This is a genomic window from Shewanella sp. UCD-FRSSP16_17, from assembly GCF_001675935.1.
Lineage (GTDB): Bacteria > Pseudomonadota > Gammaproteobacteria > Enterobacterales > Shewanellaceae > Shewanella > Shewanella japonica.
This window is the reverse complement of sequence record NZ_LZFV01000050.1, coordinates 50,518-69,914: the sequence shown is the minus strand read 5'-3', so window position 1 is coordinate 69,914 and position 19,397 is coordinate 50,518. Positions and strand designations below refer to the sequence as shown.

Below are 19,397 nucleotides of genomic sequence, written 5' to 3'. Positions count from 1 at the left end.
TTCAATAGTCATAAGTATTTATTAACCAAGAAGATATCTAACCCAAATGAACATAAACGTTCATTTTAAATAGATGTAGATCTAAAAAAAGGGAGCGTAAGCTCCCTTTTTTATTGTCTGTATGAAGTGGCTAAATGCAGTATTAGCTCCACCAAGCTTTTGCTGGAATCACTTCTAAGTGCTCTAGCCCTTCTGGCAACTTAACTCTTTTACGTTGTGGTTTCGCAATGCCAAGTACTTTCTTTAAAGAATTAAACATAATGAATCTCCTAAGCGATGCTTGAGTTGCTGAACTTAATATTTGGCAGGCCAGCGACTAGTGTTTCAGTAAACTTGATGTTCGGTAGGCCAGCAACTTGTGTGTCTACAAACTTGATGTTTGGCAGACCAGCAACTTGGGTATCAACAAACTTGATGTTTGGCAGACCAGCAACTTGTGTTTCGGTAAACTTGATGTTTGGCAGACCAGCGACTTGTGTGTCTACAAACTTGATGTTCGGTAGGCCAGCGACTTGTGTGTCTACAAACTTGATGTTTGGTAGGCCTGCGACTTGTGTGTCTACAAACTTGATGTTTGGCAGGCCTGCGACTTGTGTGTCTACAAACTTGATGTTTGGCAGACCAGCGACTTGAGTCTCTGTAAACTTGATGTTTGGCAGACCAGCGACTTGTGTTTCAGTAAACTTGATGTTTGGTAGGCCAGCGACTTGTGTGTCTACAAACTTGATGTTTGGCAGACCAGCAACTTGAGTCTGTRTAAACTTGATGTTTGGYAGACCWGCAACTTGTGTATCWACAAACTTRATGTTTGGCAGACCAGCGACTTGRGTMTCWRYAAACTTGATGTTTGGTAAACCAGCAACTTGKGTATCAACAAACTTRATGTTTGGTAAACCAGCAACTTGGGTATCTACAAACTTGATGTTTGGTAGACCAGCAACTTGGGTATCAACAAACTTGATGTTTGGTAGGCCAGCGACTTGTGTGTCTACAAACTTGATGTTTGGCAGACCAGCGACTTGGGTATCAACAAACTTGATGTTTGGTAAACCAGCAACTTGTGTGTCTACAAACTTAATATTCGGTAGGCCAGCGACTTGCGTGTCAATAAACTTGATATTTGGTAGACCAACAATGTAATTGTTATTTGACTCAATTGACTGTGAAACTTCCATTGTCATATTAGCGGCAGTAGAAGTAGAAGTTAAAAGTGCAGCTATGATAATTCCGTTAATCATTGTATTAATCTCTCAGTTCAGGGTTAATAAAAAAGTCTTTTATTTGACGTCTGAACTGCTAGTTGCACTTGTTGTGCCAATGTTAACTTTGTTGTGCTTTTAATTCCTGTTTATCGAAATTGATATTGAGTAATTCAGTAAAATCTTTTTCTGGAACAGGTTTACTGAATATGTAGCCTTGTATCTCTTCACACTTGAGTGCTTTGAGTATATTGAGTTGGGCATCGTCCTCGACACCTTCACCAACGACTGATAGCCCCATGTTATGAGCAATGGTAATAATACTGTCGACCATTTTAAGATCGCGATCTGATTTACTAATATCATCGACAAATGACTTGTCAATTTTTAGACAGTGGATCGGGAATCGTTTTAAATAAGACAAAGAGGAATAACCTGTACCAAAATCATCAAGTGCCAAGGTCACGCCCATTTTAGAAAGTTGATTCATGACTTTGATAGCATTTTCAGGGTTTTTGATAATGGTGCTTTCAGTGATCTCTAGCTCTAAATGACAAGCGGGTAATTTAGTTAGCTGTAATACCGTTGAAATGCGTTGTTGCAGATCTGGTAGGGCAAACTGCCTAGAAGATAGATTAATTGCGACACGGCCTGTGAAGATGCCTTGTTCACGCCATTTTTGAGCTGCAAAGCAGGCTTTTCTGAGCACTAAGTCTCCAATCTCAACAATCAACCCATTTTCTTCTGCTAACGGAATAAATTCGTTGGGAGAGATAACGCCAAAGTCTGGGTGAACTAAGCGAACCAGTGCTTCCATTCCAACAAGGTTGTCTTTTTTCAAATCGACCTTGGGTTGATAGTAAACCTCAAATAGGTCTTCTTTTAAGCCTTCGCGAATGAGATTTTCAACTTCTAACTGACGAAGTGCATTTTGGTTTAAAGACTCTGAGTAAAACTGATAACGATTGCCGCCGCCAGATTTCGCGTGGTACATCGCAATATCGGCTTTTCTTAATAGTGCTTGCTCATTTTGCTCATCTTCTGGATACAGCACAATACCAATACTGAGGCCAACCACTAAGGACTCTCTATCAATTTTAAATTCTTCTTTTAATGAATCTATTATTCTAGATGCTATAGCAGCACAAGAGCCGATATCAGGGTTTTGATCAACTAATATTGCAAATTCATCACCACCAAGTCGATAAAGACTAACGTGCTTAGGAACATTGTTTTGAATACGCTTGGCGACATCAATTAACAACTCATCACCGATCTGATGCCCTAACGAGTCGTTTATTCGCTTAAAGTTATCCAAATCTAAAACCATTAACGTGTGATGGATATCTTTCTTAACCAAATTATTCAGTGTAACTTGCAGGCTCGAACGATTTGGTAATCCAGTTAGCAAATCACTATTGGTTAATTTACGTAGCTCTTCTTCTTGTTGTTTACGACGAGTAATATCAGAGAACACTCCAACATAATGAGTTGTTTCACCTTGCTCGTTATAAATCGCGTCTACGGTAAGTTCCATTAAGAAGTGACTACCATCTCCTCTATCTGCTTCTAATTCATTGCTCCAGCAACCTTGCTGGGACAATGAAGCATGCACTTGATTGGAGTATGACTCTGGGTAACGACCGAAGGTAAATAGCTGGCCTATAAACTCTTCTCGAGGCTGTGCTGTTAATACACAACAGGCATCGTTAACTTCGACAAAACGGTACTTTTCATCAAGAATAAACATGCCTTCGGAGATGTTTTCAATGGCTCGCTCAAATAAACGTAATTGTTCTTCGGTTTGTTTTAAATTATTGATGTTTTTAATCGTACCTGTCATTCGAACAGGGTTTTCTTTGTGGTCTCTTTCAACAATCTTGGCTCTATCAAGGATCCACATCCATAAATCTTCACGACTTTTAACTCGGTAAGTGACTTCGAAGTGATCAGTAAGCCCTTTGAAGTGATCATTTAACGCAGTTTTGACGCGATGTTGATCAAGAGGGTGGATATTACTTTCTTCACCGGGTTTGCCTGAACGTCGGCCATCTTGCGGAAACTCAAGCGTTCCCCAAATGTTAGAACGGTAGATTTCGCCCGTTTCAATATCCCAATCCCACATTTCATCGCCGCTTCCCCACAGAGACAGTTTTAGGCGTTCTTCACTGAGCGCTATCTGCTTTTGAATTTCTCGGCGACGTAAAAGAATTTTAGATACGACTAACAAAAATAGTAAAAACAGAAGTGTATAGGTTAGTTTAGCTTCAAAAGAGTAATACCACGGTGGTGTAACAGTCACTGTTATAGACTTCGTTTTACCTTGCTTACCTGAAAGTTTATTAATTGCATAAACATTAAATTGATAAACACCAGCTGATAAGTTGGTATAAGTTGCTGAGTTAATATATTGAGATGGAAGCCAACTATCGTTTAGGCCTTGCATTTGATAGAAAAACTCAAACTCATCTAAGTCTTGACCAGGAGTTACAAAAGTAAATGTGAAAGGGTAGTCAGAATATTTTAAAGTAATATTTTCTTGTTTGTTAATCGGTTGCTGCAGGATATCCCCGCCAACTTTTTCAGAAACGTTAAATAATGAAAAATCTATTAAAGCAACATCTGTACTTCCAGAAATAAGTATTTCATTATAGATTTCATTTGGGTTAACAATACTTAGTCCCTTCGCACCACCAAATAAAGAGTAATCATTCAAACGAATTGAAGCTAGGGAGTTGTAGTCACCTTGAGCTCCATTCCTAGATGACAATTTCAAATTTTTAAAGTTTGTTTTATTTGTAATGTTGAGTTCCATTGCTGATGATGAAACTAAAAAGTTATTAAATAACTCTATTGAGTAAATTAATTTATTATGTTTGAAAATTTCTTTGAGTTGGTTTGATATTATTTCTAACTGTAATAATGAGTTTCTTGTACCAAAATAAAGGTAATTCTCGTCAAATTTTAATGTTGTCACCATGCTTTCTGAGTAAATTTTTTCAGAATTCCCATTAGTTATTTTAAATAGGCCACCTTGAGTTGCGACCCACAGGGCACTATTTCTCTCAACAAGATCAAAAATTGGATAACGTTCACCCGTAGTAAGTGTTTCAATAACCTCATCACCTTCAATGACGAATATTTTCCCATTGATTGTAGAAGCATAGAGTTTAGTTTTATCTTCACTTAGTTGTACATTACTTATATGACGCTCAAGTATCTTGCTAGTTTCTAAGGTTTCGAGGTCAGTAATTGTTAAACCAGTTATATTACCAGTATATAAATGTTTGTTGAGAACCTTGATTGATTTTGGGCCTGAAGCATTTTTAATTGAAATAGAGTGGGAATATTGAAGTGATTTATCCAAAACTCTGATTTCAAAAGAATCAGTTGCTAAATATATATTTTCTTCAGTTTGTGTTATTGCCCAAATATTGTCTGTTATGAATTTAGAGCTTTTAATTAAGTTTCTATTACGATCAATTTTAATAACACCTAAATTCACATCAGTAATGAAAATTGAAGATTTAGTCTCTTTAATATATGGACGTTTTCTAGCTGCATCTTGCTCTATAAATCCAATTTTTTTGATCACGTTTTCAGAGTTTATTCTAACAATATCCGAGTCAATAATTGATGTTAGTTCATTTCCTGATATTGAAGGCTCAAGGTAGGTCATAATTTCATCAGAAATTTTTTCCTTCTTGTTATTAATGATACTAAATAGGCCTTCCTGAGTGGAAATAATTAATTTATCAGAAATTATACCAATATCATTAGATTCGAAGGCAACTGTTGTAAGTTGGTCTTCTTCAAGTTTAAAAACGATACCATTGTAGTTTCTAATATATAGTGATCCATTAACTTCTATTACTTTTTTGACTTCTTGTAAAACTTCACTTTGGAAGTCCCACATGGCTCGAGTTAAATCTTCATTAAGTATAACTATCTTATTATCGAGACCAACGACTAATCCTTTTGATAAGGCAGATATTGACCATATTGATTGGGTAATGGGTTGGTTATCAATAATAACAGGTTCGAATGTTTCTTTATCTCCACGGTACAATGCCAAGCCTGAGTCAGTACCTACTATTAAGCGGTTATTTTTATCAATAAAGAGACTTTTTATGAATGAGCTAGGCAATTTGGAATTCAAATCTTCAGCGAAAAAGTGTTTGAAATTTGTGCCGTCAAACCTGTTTAAACCATTAACAGTCCCTAGCCAGACAAAACCTTCTGCATCTTCTGCAATACTTGTAACTGTTACTTGAGAGAGGCCATCATCAGTATTGTATACTTCAGTACTGAGTGTAAGGTCATAATTTGTCCCTGAATCAGCCAAAGCTAAACCCAAAAAGCTTTGGATTAAAAGAGTTGTACAAATTAACAACTGTCTTAGTAATTGCATATAAAGTATACTTTTGTCTTTTGTATTCGAGAATTATTCAAGGTAATACTCCACTTTTTCAGAAAGTTAATACTTTGTCAAAAAATCGTAAGTGTAAATAAAATAAATATTTTTTACGGTTGTACTTTTTTTATACTACGCAAGTGCTTGCTCGTTTAACTTTTACGCAATTATCACTGTTTTACTGCTAAAAATCGGTTTATTTCGCTGTTTTATCTGTCGATTTAAAGACTTTGTAAAAGTTGTAATAAAATTTATGCTCGACAGTCGCCCCTCTAAAACTCAAATTTATTTGCTTGCGCTTTAAAACCTTTTAAGTCAGTAATTTTCGTCGCTGTAGGCAAGGGGTCAAGATGATCATGTTGTTCTCCAGCATTGAACATCACTAATCTATCGCTATGCTTGCTGCGCATATTGGTAACAATAAACTTGATGAGATCTGCTCGGGTGAACTTTTTAATCTCTTCAACGACTCTTTCCCTTTGCTTAAAGTCGTAATCTCGATTGCCCAAGCAGACCCAATAACGTTGGCTCCGGCTTTTTAGGTTGGCATCTTTTTCAAGTATTTGATTGATTAAGCCAAGCTTTGTCGCTTCCCATTGTTCTTTCGTTATCTGCATCACTGCATAATTAAAGTCTGCAATAAACTCATCAATGGCTTCAAGCAGGTTTCTTGGACCTGTGGTTGGTGATTGTATGTAGAATATCATCCCTGGATGGCGATTGAGTGGCAGATATCCCGTTCCGACCATATAACCGAGTTGCTTTTCTGTACGAAGCTCATGGAAAAAAGTAGACGACATTGTGTGGTTAAGCAAACTAAATAAGCCTACTTTATGAGCAGAAGTGTCACTAGATTGGTAATAAACAATAATGGCACTGTCTTGATGTTCAACCGATAGTTCACGTAATAACGTCCCTTGCCCTGCAATATTTATTAGTTCTCTACTCGATTCTGAACTGGGTTTAGTGACAAGTGACAATACTTGTTTTAACCGTTTAGCGAGTTGTTGGGCTTCGTTAACTAACCAGTCACCGTAAACAAGACCTTCTACGTATATTTTCTCGTAAAACGCGCTGACGTGGTTGTGAAGCTCATCGAGAGTGACGTCCTCAAGCATCTCTGCCATGCGAGCAGGCTCATAGGAACGTTTTTGTAAGGTGACCGTTAAGCTGGTAAATAATTGCGCTATCGGCTTAGCTTGTGAGGCGTTAGTCCAGCTTCTGAGTAGTTGTTTTTTAATTAGCTTAAACCGATCTTGTGTGAAGTTTCTTTCTCTAGCCTTTTCAATAACCAATGCTAGTAGTGTTTCTTGGTTACCGGTGAAACCTGTTAAGTGCAGAGTGATCCCTCCTTGGTGAGGGTAAATATTGTAATTTAGTCCTGCGACCTCAGCTTGATAAGTGGCCTCAGTCATGTAGTCCAATACCATTTCAACATAAAGTCTGGTTAATGCTGCGTGTTTAGGTGTTGGGCTTGCATTTTCAGAATCTAATGACAAAAAGATATGGCCTTTGGGGACATTAAATTCATCGTCCTTTCGGTGCCAAATTCTGTATCCTGCATCTTCTGCAACCACTAGTGGTACATCACTTTCACTGTGCTCTACTCTTGATGTTGGGTTATCGACTATGAATGGGTTTTTAGTGGGAAGCGTTAGCGCTTTCCTTGGGGTTACTTTTCCCCATTGTGCAATTTTTTCTGCTGGAATTTTTTCAACAGAGTAGGGGGTAAAGTACCATTGTGCTTGCTGGTTAGTGCTCACTTCTTTGGAAACTAATTGTGTTCTCATGTTGTCAGGAGATAACAATGCCAATAGCGCGAGAGTCTCGTCTGCATGCATTGCATCCATACGATAATCGCCGTATACGACGTCTTCGATATCATAGTGCTGCATATTGATGCTTAAATGACTGGCCAGATCGAGCGCCTTGATTTGTTCTTGATATTTAAATGCTGTGGCTAACAAGCTGGCTCGCTCTTGATAACGCCATGATTCAATTCCATCAGTAGTGATTAGTTTTATATATTCAAACGTGCACTCGATAATGGTATCAAGTTGTTCTAAACCTTTATCAGTGAGTTGGATACTAATGCTGTAATCTTTGAAGTTATAGCCATTGACGCCACCTCCAGCAGACAAGTTATTAGCAAAACCTTGCTCTTTTAAATATGACAACAAACTTCCTGGGCTTTCATTACCCAGTAAATGACTTATAAAAGTGAGTGGTTTACGCTTATAAAATTGCTCAATTGAGGGTAGCGCAAAACTGATGTTCAGCCTTTTCTGGTCTTTTACCGGGGAAATGTTGATATGGGTAAGTCGCTGATTGTCAGTCAAATATGCGGTATCTGGATAACTGGATGTAAGGTTACGGTTTACAATGCTGGCAAAAAAATGTTGCGCATATTGTGCTTGTTGATCAAGAGAGTGTGGAGATACCAAGCATAAGGTCATGATGTTGGCGCTGTATTTAGAACGGTAAAAGTCGAGTAACTCTTGACGCACTTCTGCTTCATCGCCTGCTAAGGTTTGTAAATTCCCCACGGAGAATTTACTGAATGGATGCTGAGGATTAATAGACTCTTTTTGAACTTGATAAACCCGTCTAATGTCATCTTTTAATTTAAGACTGTATTCTGAATCTATGGCATGCCTTTCTCTGTCGACTAGTTCTAAATCAAACTTGGGTGCGATAAAAAACTGGCTGAATCTATCAAGAGATTCTTCGAAATACTCTGCGTCGATACTGTAAAAAAAGTTTGTTTGTTCTGTGCCAGTCCATGCGTTGTTTGAACCACCATGCTGATTGATGAATTGATGGTATTCACCTGAATCAGGAAACTTTTCAGTGCCTAAAAATAACATGTGCTCAAGAAAATGTGCCATACCAGGGCGTGAAACAGGATCGTCAAAGTGGCCGACAGACACGGTCATCGAAGCAGCAGCTTGGGTTGCTGTTTTATCTTCTACAAGTAAGACTTTTAATCCATTTGATAATACGACATGACGATAATGTCGGTGGTCATTTGGACTTGTTATTATGTTGTCTACAGTTTTTAATTCGATGTCTGGTTTTATGGTCAAGATGATGCTCCAGATAAGAAGGCTAGCTATATATTGATCTCGTTGCGGCTTTTTAGCAAATAACTAATGAAAATATCGACTAAAGACTAATTAAATATCCTTCATTGTTTCTTTGTGGATGAGTTATTTAAGGCTACAATTAACCTATAAACACAATAATAATGAGTAGCGAGAGAAGTATGCAGCTATTTTTAATGCGACATGGTGAAGCGGGTTTCGATGCACCGTCCGATAGAGAAAGAATGCTATCACAACTTGGTCGAACTCAATCTAACGCAATGGCGAATTGGTTAACGGAAAAAGTCAGCAGTGTGGACTTAGTTATTGTTAGCCCTTATCTACGAGCACAACAAACGTGGCAAGAGGTGGCAAAACATTTGCCTGAGCCAAACAAATGGTTAGTACTGGACGACATTACCCCTTCGGGTAGCCCACAAATTGCCGTTGATGCGATTTTGGCTTATGCCGAACATTACCAAGCAAAAAAAGTGTTAGTTATCGCTCACATGCCTATTTTAGGTTATATGGTTAGCGAGCTAGTTGCTGGTATGGAACCGCCCATTTTTGCGACTTCAGCGATAGCATCTATTGAGCGTAATGAGCATGGTGGTCACTTTGATTTAATGCAAACACCTGCGCAAATGAGTGCTTAAACTGAGTTATCATAAATAATGGCAGCGACCGCTGCCATTTTTGTTACATGCCGTCACTAATGTTTGCACAGCCAATCTTTCAGATTCGTTTGATTACCCTTTAGTATTGTCATCAATATCCACTAAGACCAATAATGCTGCGTCTGCTCCCCATTCTTTAGGTGCTTGATGAAAGGCGCTGACTTTAGGATGTTGAGCCAACCACATCGGCAGTTGTTGTTTTAAAATACCCGAGCCATAACCATGCATAACACAACAGCAAAGTACGCGCTGTTTGACACAAGCTTGCAATAATGCAGCTAGTTCAAGTTTGGCTTCTGCTTGGCGCATACCATGTAAGTCTAGTAGCAGGTCCGGTTGATAATCTCCACGTCTTAAACGCTTGAGCTCAATTTTATCCACGTTGTCGTTTAGCCAACGCATTGGACCTTCAACAGGCAAAATAGGTTGATAATTATCCGAAAAGTAACTGTCAGCATAAACCTGCTGTTCTTTTACTTCGACTTGTTGTTTGGATTTGACCGACTGTTTAAAATGATGTTTGTCTTGATTTAACGGCTTAATACCGCCAAATTGCTCTGAAAACAGTGCAAAGTCGGGATTATTTTCTTTATTCATGGCGCTATTGTATTGAATTCTAGGTCATCTTAATAGACTTCAGTTACAATGGTCAGGAACAATTTTTCAGGAGTTATGTTTTGGATAAAATCTTTGTAGATGAAGCTGTCACCGAATTAAGAACCGTTGGCGATATGTTGCGTTGGGCTGTTAGCCGTTTTAATGATGCGAACATTTATTATGGGCACGGAACTGATAACGCGTGGGATGAAGCGATTTCTTTGGTTTTTCATGCATTACACCTTCCTGAAGAGATTGGCCAACAGGTGGTAAATTCAAATTTAACCAGTAGCGAAAAACACAAAATCGTTGAATTAATTATTCGTCGTGTTCGTGAGCGCTTACCTGTGCCATACCTAACGAATAAAGCGCGTTTTGCTGATTTAGAGTTCTATGTTGATGAACGAGTATTAGTGCCTCGTTCACCCATTGCTGAAATGATCAACAATGGCTTTAGTCCTTGGTTATACAATAAACCTGTTAATCGTGTGATGGATTTATGTACCGGAAGCGGCTGTATTGCGATAGCTTGTGCTTATGCATTTGAAGATGCTGAGGTCGATGCACTTGATATTAGTGAAGATGCCTTAGAAGTTGCGCAAATTAATATTGAATCGTTAAATGTACTTGACCGCGTATTCCCGATTCAATCAGATATTTTCTCAGCGATTCCTAAAGGGCCACAATACGATTTGATCGTATCTAATCCACCATACGTAGATGAAAAAGACATTGGTGATATGCCTGATGAGTACCATCATGAGCCTGCTATTGGTTTAGCATCTGGCCGTGATGGTTTAGATTTAACTAAGCGTATTTTAGCGAACGCGGCTGACTATTTGACTCCAGATGGGTTATTAGTAGTCGAAGTGGGTAACTCAATGGTCCATTTAATTGAGCAATTCCCTGATGTTCCTTTCACTTGGGTTGAATTTGAATTTGGCGGCGATGGCGTATTTGTTCTCACCTACGACCAGCTAGTTGAAAATGAATCACTTTTCGCCATCTATAAAGATAGTGAATAATAACGATTAAATGAATTACGTTGAGGTAAGCAGATAGCATGTCAGGAAATAGCATAGGTCAGAATTTTGTCGTAACGACTTTCGGTGAAAGTCATGGTGTTGCATTAGGTTGTATTATTGATGGTTGCCCACCAGGTCTTGAATTAACTGTTGAAGACATGCAACGCGATCTAGACCGTCGTCGCCCTGGTACCTCTCGTTATACAACCGCAAGACGTGAACCTGATGAAGTGCGTATTTTGTCTGGGGTATTTGAAGACAAAACCACGGGGACATCCATTGGTTTATTGATTGAAAATACCGATCAACGTAGTCAAGATTATTCAAACATTAAAGATCTGTTCCGCCCAGGTCACGCAGATTATACCTACCAACAAAAGTATGGTTTACGTGATTACCGTGGTGGTGGGCGCTCTTCAGCCCGTGAAACAGCCATGCGGGTTGCTGCTGGTGCGGTTGCGAAAAAATACCTCAAGCAGGTCCATGGCATTGAGATTAATGGTTATATGTCGCAACTGGGCCCAATCAGTGCAGAATCGGTTGATCTTAACGAAGTAGAACAAAACGCATTCTTTTTCCCTGATGCATCAAAATTAGAGCAACTTGATGAATATATGCGTGATTTGAAAAAGTCAGGTGACTCTGTTGGCGCTAAAATCACTGTTGCAGCGACAGGTGTACCAGTAGGTTTAGGTGAGCCAGTATTCGATAGACTGGATGCCGATATAGCTCATGCTCTAATGGGGATTAATGCAGTTAAAGGCGTTGAGATTGGTGATGGTTTTGGTGTGGTAACCCAAAAAGGGTCTGAAGGACGTGATTTAATGTCACCTGCAGGGTTTGAATCAAATCATGCTGGTGGAGTATTAGGCGGTATTTCTTCAGGTCAGCCGATAGTGGCGCACATTGCTCTTAAACCGACTTCAAGTATTTCAGTACCGGGACAAAGCATGACTGCACAAGGCACAACTGCTGATGTTGTTACCAAAGGCCGTCATGACCCATGCGTAGGCATTCGCGCTGTGCCTATCGCTGAAGCCATGTTAGCAATTGTGTTAATGGATCATTTACTTCGTCATCGCGCTCAAAACCAAGATGTTGTTTCACAAACTCCTGTTATTGGTATGAAATAAATGCCCAACGCTGTATCTGCTGAGCCCAACGCCCGTTGGCTCAGCGCTTGTTACTTTTTCTTTTTTTCAATTCTCGGTTTAATGGTTCCATATCTCGGTGTCTTTTTTGATAACCGTGGCTTTAACGCGCAAGAAATCGGCTTTCTTATGGCGATATTGATGGGAACACGGATTGTTGCACCTAATGTTTGGGCAATGGTTGCTGACAGAACTGGAATGCGTTCAGAGCTAGTCAAGTTTGGTTCAGCGGCAGCGGCTATCACTTATGTCAGTTTTTTCTTTGATGGCAATTTGACTTACCTTGCCATCAGTTTGATGATTTATACTTTTTTTTGGAATGCAATTTTAGCTCAGCTAGAGGTGATTACATTAGAGTCGTTAGGCGATGAATCTCATCGTTACGGTGCAATTAGAAGTTGGGGAAGTGTCGGTTATATATGCTTGGTGATTGCAGCAGGATTTGCTATTGGTGAATTTGGCGCTGAGATTGTGCCAGCGCTTGGAATGGTATTATTTATCGGCATGTTTATTTGTGCCATGGCTCTGCCGAGTAATCGCGTCAAACTGTCAAGTTCAGCACCAAGACCACCACTTAAATTATCTTCTGCAGTTGTATGGTTTCTTATTTCAGCCATTTTACTTCAAATGAGTGTCGGGCCATTTTATGGCTTTTTTGTATTGTATTTAAAACAGGCTGGTTATTCAGAGGGCGTTGCCGGTTTATTTGTTGCTTTAGGTGTTGTCGTTGAAATTTTAATGTTCATGTTGGCGCCGAGGTTATTAGGTCGATTTGGGGTTAAATTACTTCTACTCGTCAGTATCTTGTTAACGGTATTAAGATGGGTTTTGTTAGCATATGGTGTGGATAATATTGCTTTACTCTCATTGAGTCAGGCGTTGCATGCCTTTACATTTGGGTTAACCCATGCGGCCTCAATCCAGTTTATTCATCGCAATTTTGACATTGCCCACCGCAGTAAAGGCCAAGCGCTATATGCCAGTTTGAGTTTTGGTTTAGGTGGCGCAATTGGCACTTGGATAAGTGGCGTTATTTGGGGGGATGGCTCAGGCTCAACCCATACTTGGTTTTTTGCCGCAGCGTGTGCAGGGTTATCACTCATTGCAGCGTTAGCGATTACTGAGCCTAAACCCATTATAAAAAGTGACAGTATTAACCCATAGAAAGTGATGAGCAAAGGGTGATAAAGAAAGGGCTTTATCGCCCAGCTTAGATATAAATGAAAGGATTGTATGCAGTGAAGCATTTTCGGTTAGGTTTAATTATTAACCCATTAGCAGGTTTAGGCGGCAGTGTTGGGTTAAAGGGGTCTGATAATGTGGCAGAGCTGGCGATCTCAAGAGGGGCTGAAGCTAAAGCCGGATTGAGAATGAAGCAAGCATTAACTGTCATAAAGCCCTTTAGCGAACAAATTGATATTGTGACCGCCAGTGGTGATATGGGCGAAACTTTAGCGCTTGAATTAGGCTTTTCGGTCAAGTGTGTTTATCAGATATCACCAGGGAGTAGTAATAACAACACCTCTGCAGCGGATACCAAGCAAACTGTAAAAGCGTTGCAAGATGAATCACTCGACTTGTTACTGTTTGCTGGTGGCGATGGCACTGCTAGAGATATTTATTCAGTCGTTGATGACTCATTACCTGTTTTAGGCGTGCCTGCTGGAGTAAAAATCCATTCCGGAGTGTACGCAATTACCCCTAACGCTGCAGGGGTTGTCGTGAGCATGCTACTTCAAGGTGAGTTAGTGAGTTTGATGAGCGCTGATGTGATGGATATTGACGAAGAAGCATTCAGAAAAGGAACGGTAAAAGCCAAACGATTTGGTGAAATGCTCGTTCCTGCAGAGCCACGATATATCCAAGCGGTAAAAATGGGCGGCAAAGAAGTCGATGAGCTTGTATTAGCTGATATCGCAGCAGATGTTATAAATCAAATGGAAGATGAGTTATATATCATCGGCAGTGGCTCCACTGTGGCAGCAGTTATGGAAGAGCTTAATTTAGATAACACCTTATTGGGTGTTGATGTTATTCATGAGCAGCAGATCGTTGCCAGTGATGTTACTGCAAACCAATTACTCGAACTGACCCAAAATAAGCCGACGAAATTAGTGATCACCTTGATTGGTGGGCAAGGACATATTCTAGGACGGGGTAATCAGCAATTGTCTCCTGAACTGATAAAACGGATAGGAAAAGACAATATAATTATTCTTGCGACAAAAACTAAGTTAAAAGCACTTGAAGGAAGGCCATTAATTGTGGATAGTGGCGACCCAGAATTAGATAGTGCATTAAGTGGTTATTATAAAATTACCACTGGATATCATGATTACGTGATGTACCAAGTTGCCAACCCAGATTTATTGGAGAGTTAGACCATGTTAGAGAAGTATGATGCAGCATTAGAAGGGTGGATTGAAAATACGGTTGCTAATGGCGATGATGATGCCTTATTTGCCTGTGGATACCTACAAGGTCACATCGCTGTCGTCTTGTCTCAACTGGAACAGGAACAATCTACAAGTTTAGAGTCGCTTGACGAAAAAATGGTAGATTGCTTGGGATTGGCTGATGATGAATTAGAAACCGCTGACTTTGAACTGGTAAAATCGGCTTGGCAACAATTGCGTCAAATTATCAGTGAAATTAAATAAGCAAAAGGCATGACTGAATCTATTCAAAAGCACAGTGCCATGATTGGCCTTGTTAACCCTAAAACGCCAGTAAATGTAGGTGGCATCATGCGCGCGGCTGGTTGTTATCAAGCTAATTCAGTTTTCTATACCGGAAATAGATATGAATTAGCGGCCCGTTCAGGTGAGGCTCAGTATGACGTTGATACTAAAAATGCAGCTAAAACCATTCCATTAACTCGCGTTGAATCATTGCTGGAACAAGTACCTGAAGACAGTAAGTTGGTCTGTGTTGATCTTGTTGTTGGCGCAACGCCATTGCCTTTATTTGAACATCCTCAAAATGCCTTTTATATTTTTGGTCCTGAGGATGGCACCATACCGCAGCAAATTATTGATGCTGCGGATGAGGTGGTTTATGTGCCAACTGTTGGTTGTATGAACCTTGCGGCCTCAGTCAATGTGTTGCTTTATGATCGTTTATCGAAAAGTGCTCAAGTGACAGCAGATGATGAACTGATTAAAGAAAGCCGAGATAACAATAATCGAACTAAAGTCAAAAAATGGTTGAAGTAACTTCAGCCTCTTTTGATGCTAGATAATAATTGGGTGTTTTCTAAATAATGGTCAAGATATTCTTGGCCATTTTTTTGTTGTAATTCAGCTGAAAAACAGTTCAAAATGGCTGTTTCATGTTGTGCGATGATAGTCATGATTGATTGATGCTCTGTCGCAGAGGCTTGCCAGTCACGGTATTCTTGCTCGTAGGGTTTAGCCCAATCATAAAGTGTTTTTAATAACTCTTCCCAGGGAAGGTGTAGCCACTTGCGTGCATCTTGCTGACCTTTTTCAGTCATGGTTACCACGTCAAAGGGATATGTCTCAGGTTGTTTTAATAAGTGAGACAACAGTATCTCCGCAGTGATGCTTTCAACTTCAATTAATTTATCCCACAACGCAATACGCGTGGCGTCTTCTTCAATATTTTTAAATAACGTAAAAAAGGCAATGCCATAAAGTTCGCCTAGATACGCTTGATGTATTTGCTGATTCATTGTTATTCCTGTGTCGGGGTTTTAGCTAAGCAAAGATTTACCTTTCAATAGCTTTCTTAACCACATTCTATTTGGGTTTAACATTGCAAACATGTCATAGCTGATCGGTGGGGTTTGATGACAAATCATTGCAGCTAAAGCTTCTGCAGCCAAAGGTCCTGAACTTAGTCCTCTTGAGCCGAGCCCTCCTAAAACATAAAGTCCGCTATATACTGGTGCGGAGTGATGGCGCCAAAAGTCACGACTGGCTACGGTGAGCTGATGTTGCTCCAAAGGCTCGGTATTATATTGATCTAATATGGCGTCAATATCTGGTGCAAGCCCCATCATAGGACAGTGGTCTCTAGTGACCATTCTGACACCCACTCTGGCGTTGTTGTCTGATACATCAATATCACTCACCCAGTCTCTTTGTGGAAAACTATGATGCATTTTTTGCGCATTTTCTTGTTGCTCGGTAGGGCAAAAACGTAAGTCATCAGGCGATTTTACATAACTAGCGCCAACACAATGGTGCTGATTATTTTCAGGGGTTAAATAACCATGAGCACAAATAACGCTATTAAGTTTAGTTAATTGTCCTTTTGACGGAATATGGCTTACTTGCCCTCTAAAGCCTGTGACTTGCAGTTGTTTTGTTTGTTGATACTCAGTGAGTTGCGCCCCTGATGCAACAACGACCTCAGAATGAAGAAATGATTGTACCGCAGAATTTTTGTTCGAGTTAGGGGGGGATTTAGGGTGTAAGTCTGAGGTTTGCTCAGTCGTGTTTAACTGCCAAAGGGTTCCTTGACGAGTTAGTTCACTAATTGGGGTATCAAGTCTGATCTCGACTGTAAGCCCTTTGTTTTTCGCAATAGCTTGCGCATAGTCTACGGCCGATTGAGCGAATTGATGCGGACAAATCCAACCAGCCCAAGGGTAGTAAAAGGCAGGCTTATCTATGGTGATACCAGCGAGCATATTAGCTTCACTTGGTGACACTTGGGCTGCAACTTCACTTGGCCAAGCTTGTCCTTGGATGATTTTAGTTAATCTTGCATCGCTACGCTCATCAAACCCAGTTTGTAACACGCCACAAAACTGGTGCTCAACAGCGTAACCTGCATTTTCAAGTTGCTTAAGCCTACGACGACTGAATAAAAAAGCCTGCTGAAAGTATTGGCTCATTAAGTTGTTATCAGGCGTTAAAAGCGGATAAATAGCGCCTTGTTTATTACCTGAAGCTCCATCAGCAAGCATACTGTCTTTGCAATAAATCGTGACGCTTTTGCCTTTTTCGACGAGCGATAGTGCAAGGTGAGCCGCTGCAATACCACCGCCGATAATGGCCACACTCTCTTTTGAAGTCGATGTATTCGTAGGTTGAGCGCTTGCACTGGGTATGCAATAAGCGTACTGGCGCTGATGGGAATACCTTAATGCTTTTCTTTCAGCAGCAGGAATGTCGCAATCTGGCGTACTTGAGCGTTCACTGGTATTGCTAATGTCGTCTCTATTGCTACTTTGCGCATTGATGATAAAGCCTGATTGACTCGCTAATACTGTTATCGCTGAACATTCAACACGGTCAATTTCCTGCGGATAAGCATAAAAGCATGCATTATCTTTACTTAACCTTCCCATCTGCCAAAACAATTTTTCTGAAATATGGTGATCTATATACTCAGTTGAGGTCGTATGAGGAAGGCAATGCCAATACTCAATGGCATCAGCTTCGACACTTTGAATACCTTTAAGGTTATGCTCAATATCACCAAAATAAATATCAACAATGAATTGACCATGATCAAATATGAGCCGCTGACAACCTTGAATATTGGCAATGCAAGCAGTGTGTAACTGCTTTGAAAACTCCGCTAAGTGCTGTGAATTAATCGTTGCTTGATTTTGCGGCATTGCTAAAAATTGACCCAACTCAATGCTATTAATTGAATAGGGGTCAAAAACACTCAGCCTTACAGGACGTTTGAATTGTTGAGATAATTGCCACAACAACATGATTTCCATGGCGTTACCGAAGCCAATTTGCCCAATCGAGCAGCTTTTAGTTGAGTTTGCCTTGTTGGACAAGACAGTTTCATAATAATGCCTTATGCTTGCTGCATAATTAGGGTTTTGACAGTAACTACTTGGAAAATTAGTCGATATTGTTGCACAATCTCGGGTAACTATAGGGAAGTCAGTGGTTATTTGGGTCAAAGCTCATTACTCAATGTGGTTCAATTGAGATTATTTTACCTATGTTTATTGAAAGCTGACCACTTTATTCGTCTAAAGCGGATATCATTGCGGCAGCAAAATTAGGTACTGACATGTACAAAATGGATAGCAAATAATGAAAAGAGTCGTAATAACAGGTTTAGGTGTTGTTTCTAGCATCGGTAATAACAAGCAAGAAGTGACAGATTCACTAAAAGCTGGACGCAGTGGTATTACCCATTCTGACCAATTCGAAGAAATGAAATTACGCAGTCATGTGTGGGGGGATATTAAATTAAACCCAGCGGACCACATTGATCGTAAAGCGTTACGCTTTATGGGTGATGCTGCCGCATATGCATACATTGCAATGCAAGAAGCGATCAGTGATGCCAACTTAACAGAAGAACAATATTCTCATCATCGTGTTGGCTTAGTTGTTGGTACAGGTGGTGCTTCGTCTAAAAACCAAGTTCAAGCGGCAGATACGTTACGTGAAAAGAGCGTAAAACGTGTTGGTCCTTACATTGTTCCTCGTATTATGGCGAGTACGGCAAGTGCATGTTTAGCCACACCATTTAAAATTAAAGGCATGAACTATTCAATCAGTTCTGCTTGTGCAACTTCTGCGCATTGTATTGGTCATGCAGCTGAGCTTATCCAAATGGGTAAGCAAGATATGGTGTTTGCTGGTGGTGCAGAAGAATTGGATTGGACCTTAACAATGGGCTTCGATGCAATGGGTGCATTATCAACTAAATATAACGAAACCCCAGAAAAAGCATCGCGTACTTATGATGCTGACCGAGATGGTTTTGTTATCTCTGGTGGCGGCGGAATCGTTGTTGTTGAAGAGCTTGAGCATGCATTAGCTCGTGGCGCTAAAATTTATGCTGAAATTATTGGTTATGGTGCATCGTCAGATGGCTACGATATGGTGGCACCTTCTGGTGAAGGCGCTGTGCGTTGTATGCAAATGGCACTTGCTGATGTCGATACTCCGATTGATTACGTCAACACTCATGGCACATCGACTCCTGTTGGTGATGTTCGTGAACTTGAAGCGATTCATGAAGTTTTCCAAGACAATATTCCACCAGTAGCGTCGACTAAGTCAATGACTGGTCATGCCTTGGGTGCTGCAGGTGTTCATGAAGCCATCTACAGCTTATTAATGATGGAAAACAGCTTTATTGCACCTAGCATCAATATTGATACTCCAGATGAAAAAGCGGCTGGCATCCCATTGGTTACAGAATATCGTGATGCTGAACTGACGACTGTAATGAGTAACAGTTTTGGCTTTGGCGGAACTAATGCCACGTTAGTTATGCGTAAAATGAAGTAATATATTA

14 protein-coding genes are annotated in these 19,397 nt (G+C 40.0%); 8 read left to right on the top strand and 6 right to left on the bottom strand.

Features of this window, described 5'->3' with window-relative positions; all coding sequences use genetic code 11:
- Positions 1–269 precede the first annotated feature (269 nt).
- From A9267_RS21995 to A9267_RS21215, 3 genes are all read right to left on the bottom strand, one after another.
- A complete protein-coding gene (locus A9267_RS21995) occupies positions 270–1,238 on the bottom strand; it encodes a hypothetical protein (protein WP_197495578.1) in 969 nt (322 codons plus the stop codon).
- 82 nt (positions 1,239–1,320) lie between these two features.
- The gene (locus tag A9267_RS21220; protein ID WP_065110657.1) at positions 1,321–5,610 is read right to left on the bottom strand and encodes an EAL domain-containing protein; all 4,290 of its coding nucleotides are present in this window, start codon (positions 5,608–5,610) and stop codon (positions 1,321–1,323) included.
- Between the two features lie 275 nt (positions 5,611–5,885).
- Positions 5,886–8,699: an insulinase family protein gene (locus A9267_RS21215; RefSeq protein ID WP_231919240.1), complete on the bottom strand. Its 2,814-nt coding sequence runs from the start codon at positions 8,697–8,699 to the stop codon at positions 5,886–5,888.
- Positions 8,700–8,878: 179 nt separating this feature from the next.
- Here A9267_RS21215 and sixA point away from each other — a divergent pair, with 179 nt between their 5' ends.
- Positions 8,879–9,352, top strand: coding sequence for a phosphohistidine phosphatase SixA (sixA, locus tag A9267_RS21210; protein WP_055026131.1), 474 nt, complete (start codon positions 8,879–8,881; stop codon positions 9,350–9,352).
- Positions 9,353–9,445: 93 nt separating this feature from the next.
- Here sixA and smrB read toward each other — a convergent pair whose 3' ends face one another.
- The gene (gene smrB / locus A9267_RS21205) at positions 9,446–9,970 is read right to left on the bottom strand and encodes an endonuclease SmrB (protein WP_065110656.1); all 525 of its coding nucleotides are present in this window, start codon (positions 9,968–9,970) and stop codon (positions 9,446–9,448) included.
- Between the two features lie 80 nt (positions 9,971–10,050).
- Between smrB and prmB the strand changes: the two genes are divergently transcribed.
- From prmB to A9267_RS21175, 6 genes are all read left to right on the top strand, one after another.
- Entirely contained in the window at positions 10,051–10,995 is a 945-nt protein-coding gene (prmB, locus tag A9267_RS21200) for a 50S ribosomal protein L3 N(5)-glutamine methyltransferase (RefSeq protein ID WP_065110655.1), read from the top strand.
- A gap of 38 nt (positions 10,996–11,033) precedes the next feature.
- Entirely contained in the window at positions 11,034–12,128 is a 1,095-nt protein-coding gene (gene aroC / locus A9267_RS21195) for a chorismate synthase (RefSeq protein ID WP_055026128.1), read from the top strand.
- Positions 12,129–13,310: an MFS transporter gene (locus tag A9267_RS21190; protein WP_065110654.1), complete on the top strand. Its 1,182-nt coding sequence runs from the start codon at positions 12,129–12,131 to the stop codon at positions 13,308–13,310.
- A 74-nt stretch (positions 13,311–13,384) separates the two neighbouring features.
- Positions 13,385–14,527 (top strand): ATP-NAD kinase family protein, encoded by a 1,143-nt coding sequence (locus A9267_RS21185; RefSeq protein WP_156669222.1) that lies wholly within the window; start codon positions 13,385–13,387, stop codon positions 14,525–14,527.
- Between the two features lie 3 nt (positions 14,528–14,530).
- Complete coding sequence (locus A9267_RS21180; RefSeq protein ID WP_065110652.1) at positions 14,531–14,806, top strand: YfcL family protein; 276 nt, start codon at positions 14,531–14,533, stop codon at positions 14,804–14,806.
- Between the two features lie 9 nt (positions 14,807–14,815).
- On the top strand, positions 14,816–15,361 hold the full coding sequence (locus tag A9267_RS21175; protein ID WP_055026124.1) for an RNA methyltransferase: 546 nt from the start codon (positions 14,816–14,818) through the stop codon (positions 15,359–15,361).
- 2 nt (positions 15,362–15,363) lie between these two features.
- On the opposite strand, the gene A9267_RS21170 is transcribed toward A9267_RS21175, so the two are convergent.
- Together A9267_RS21170 and mnmC are read right to left on the bottom strand one after the other, a co-directional pair.
- Complete coding sequence (locus A9267_RS21170) at positions 15,364–15,840, bottom strand: hypothetical protein (protein WP_065110651.1); 477 nt, start codon at positions 15,838–15,840, stop codon at positions 15,364–15,366.
- A gap of 21 nt (positions 15,841–15,861) precedes the next feature.
- Entirely contained in the window at positions 15,862–17,850 is a 1,989-nt protein-coding gene (mnmC, locus tag A9267_RS21165; protein ID WP_156669221.1) for an FAD-dependent 5-carboxymethylaminomethyl-2-thiouridine(34) oxidoreductase MnmC, read from the bottom strand.
- Between the two features lie 328 nt (positions 17,851–18,178).
- Here mnmC and fabB point away from each other — a divergent pair, with 328 nt between their 5' ends.
- The gene (gene fabB, locus A9267_RS21160; RefSeq protein ID WP_065110650.1) at positions 18,179–19,390 is read left to right on the top strand and encodes a beta-ketoacyl-ACP synthase I; all 1,212 of its coding nucleotides are present in this window, start codon (positions 18,179–18,181) and stop codon (positions 19,388–19,390) included.
- Positions 19,391–19,397 lie beyond the last annotated feature (7 nt).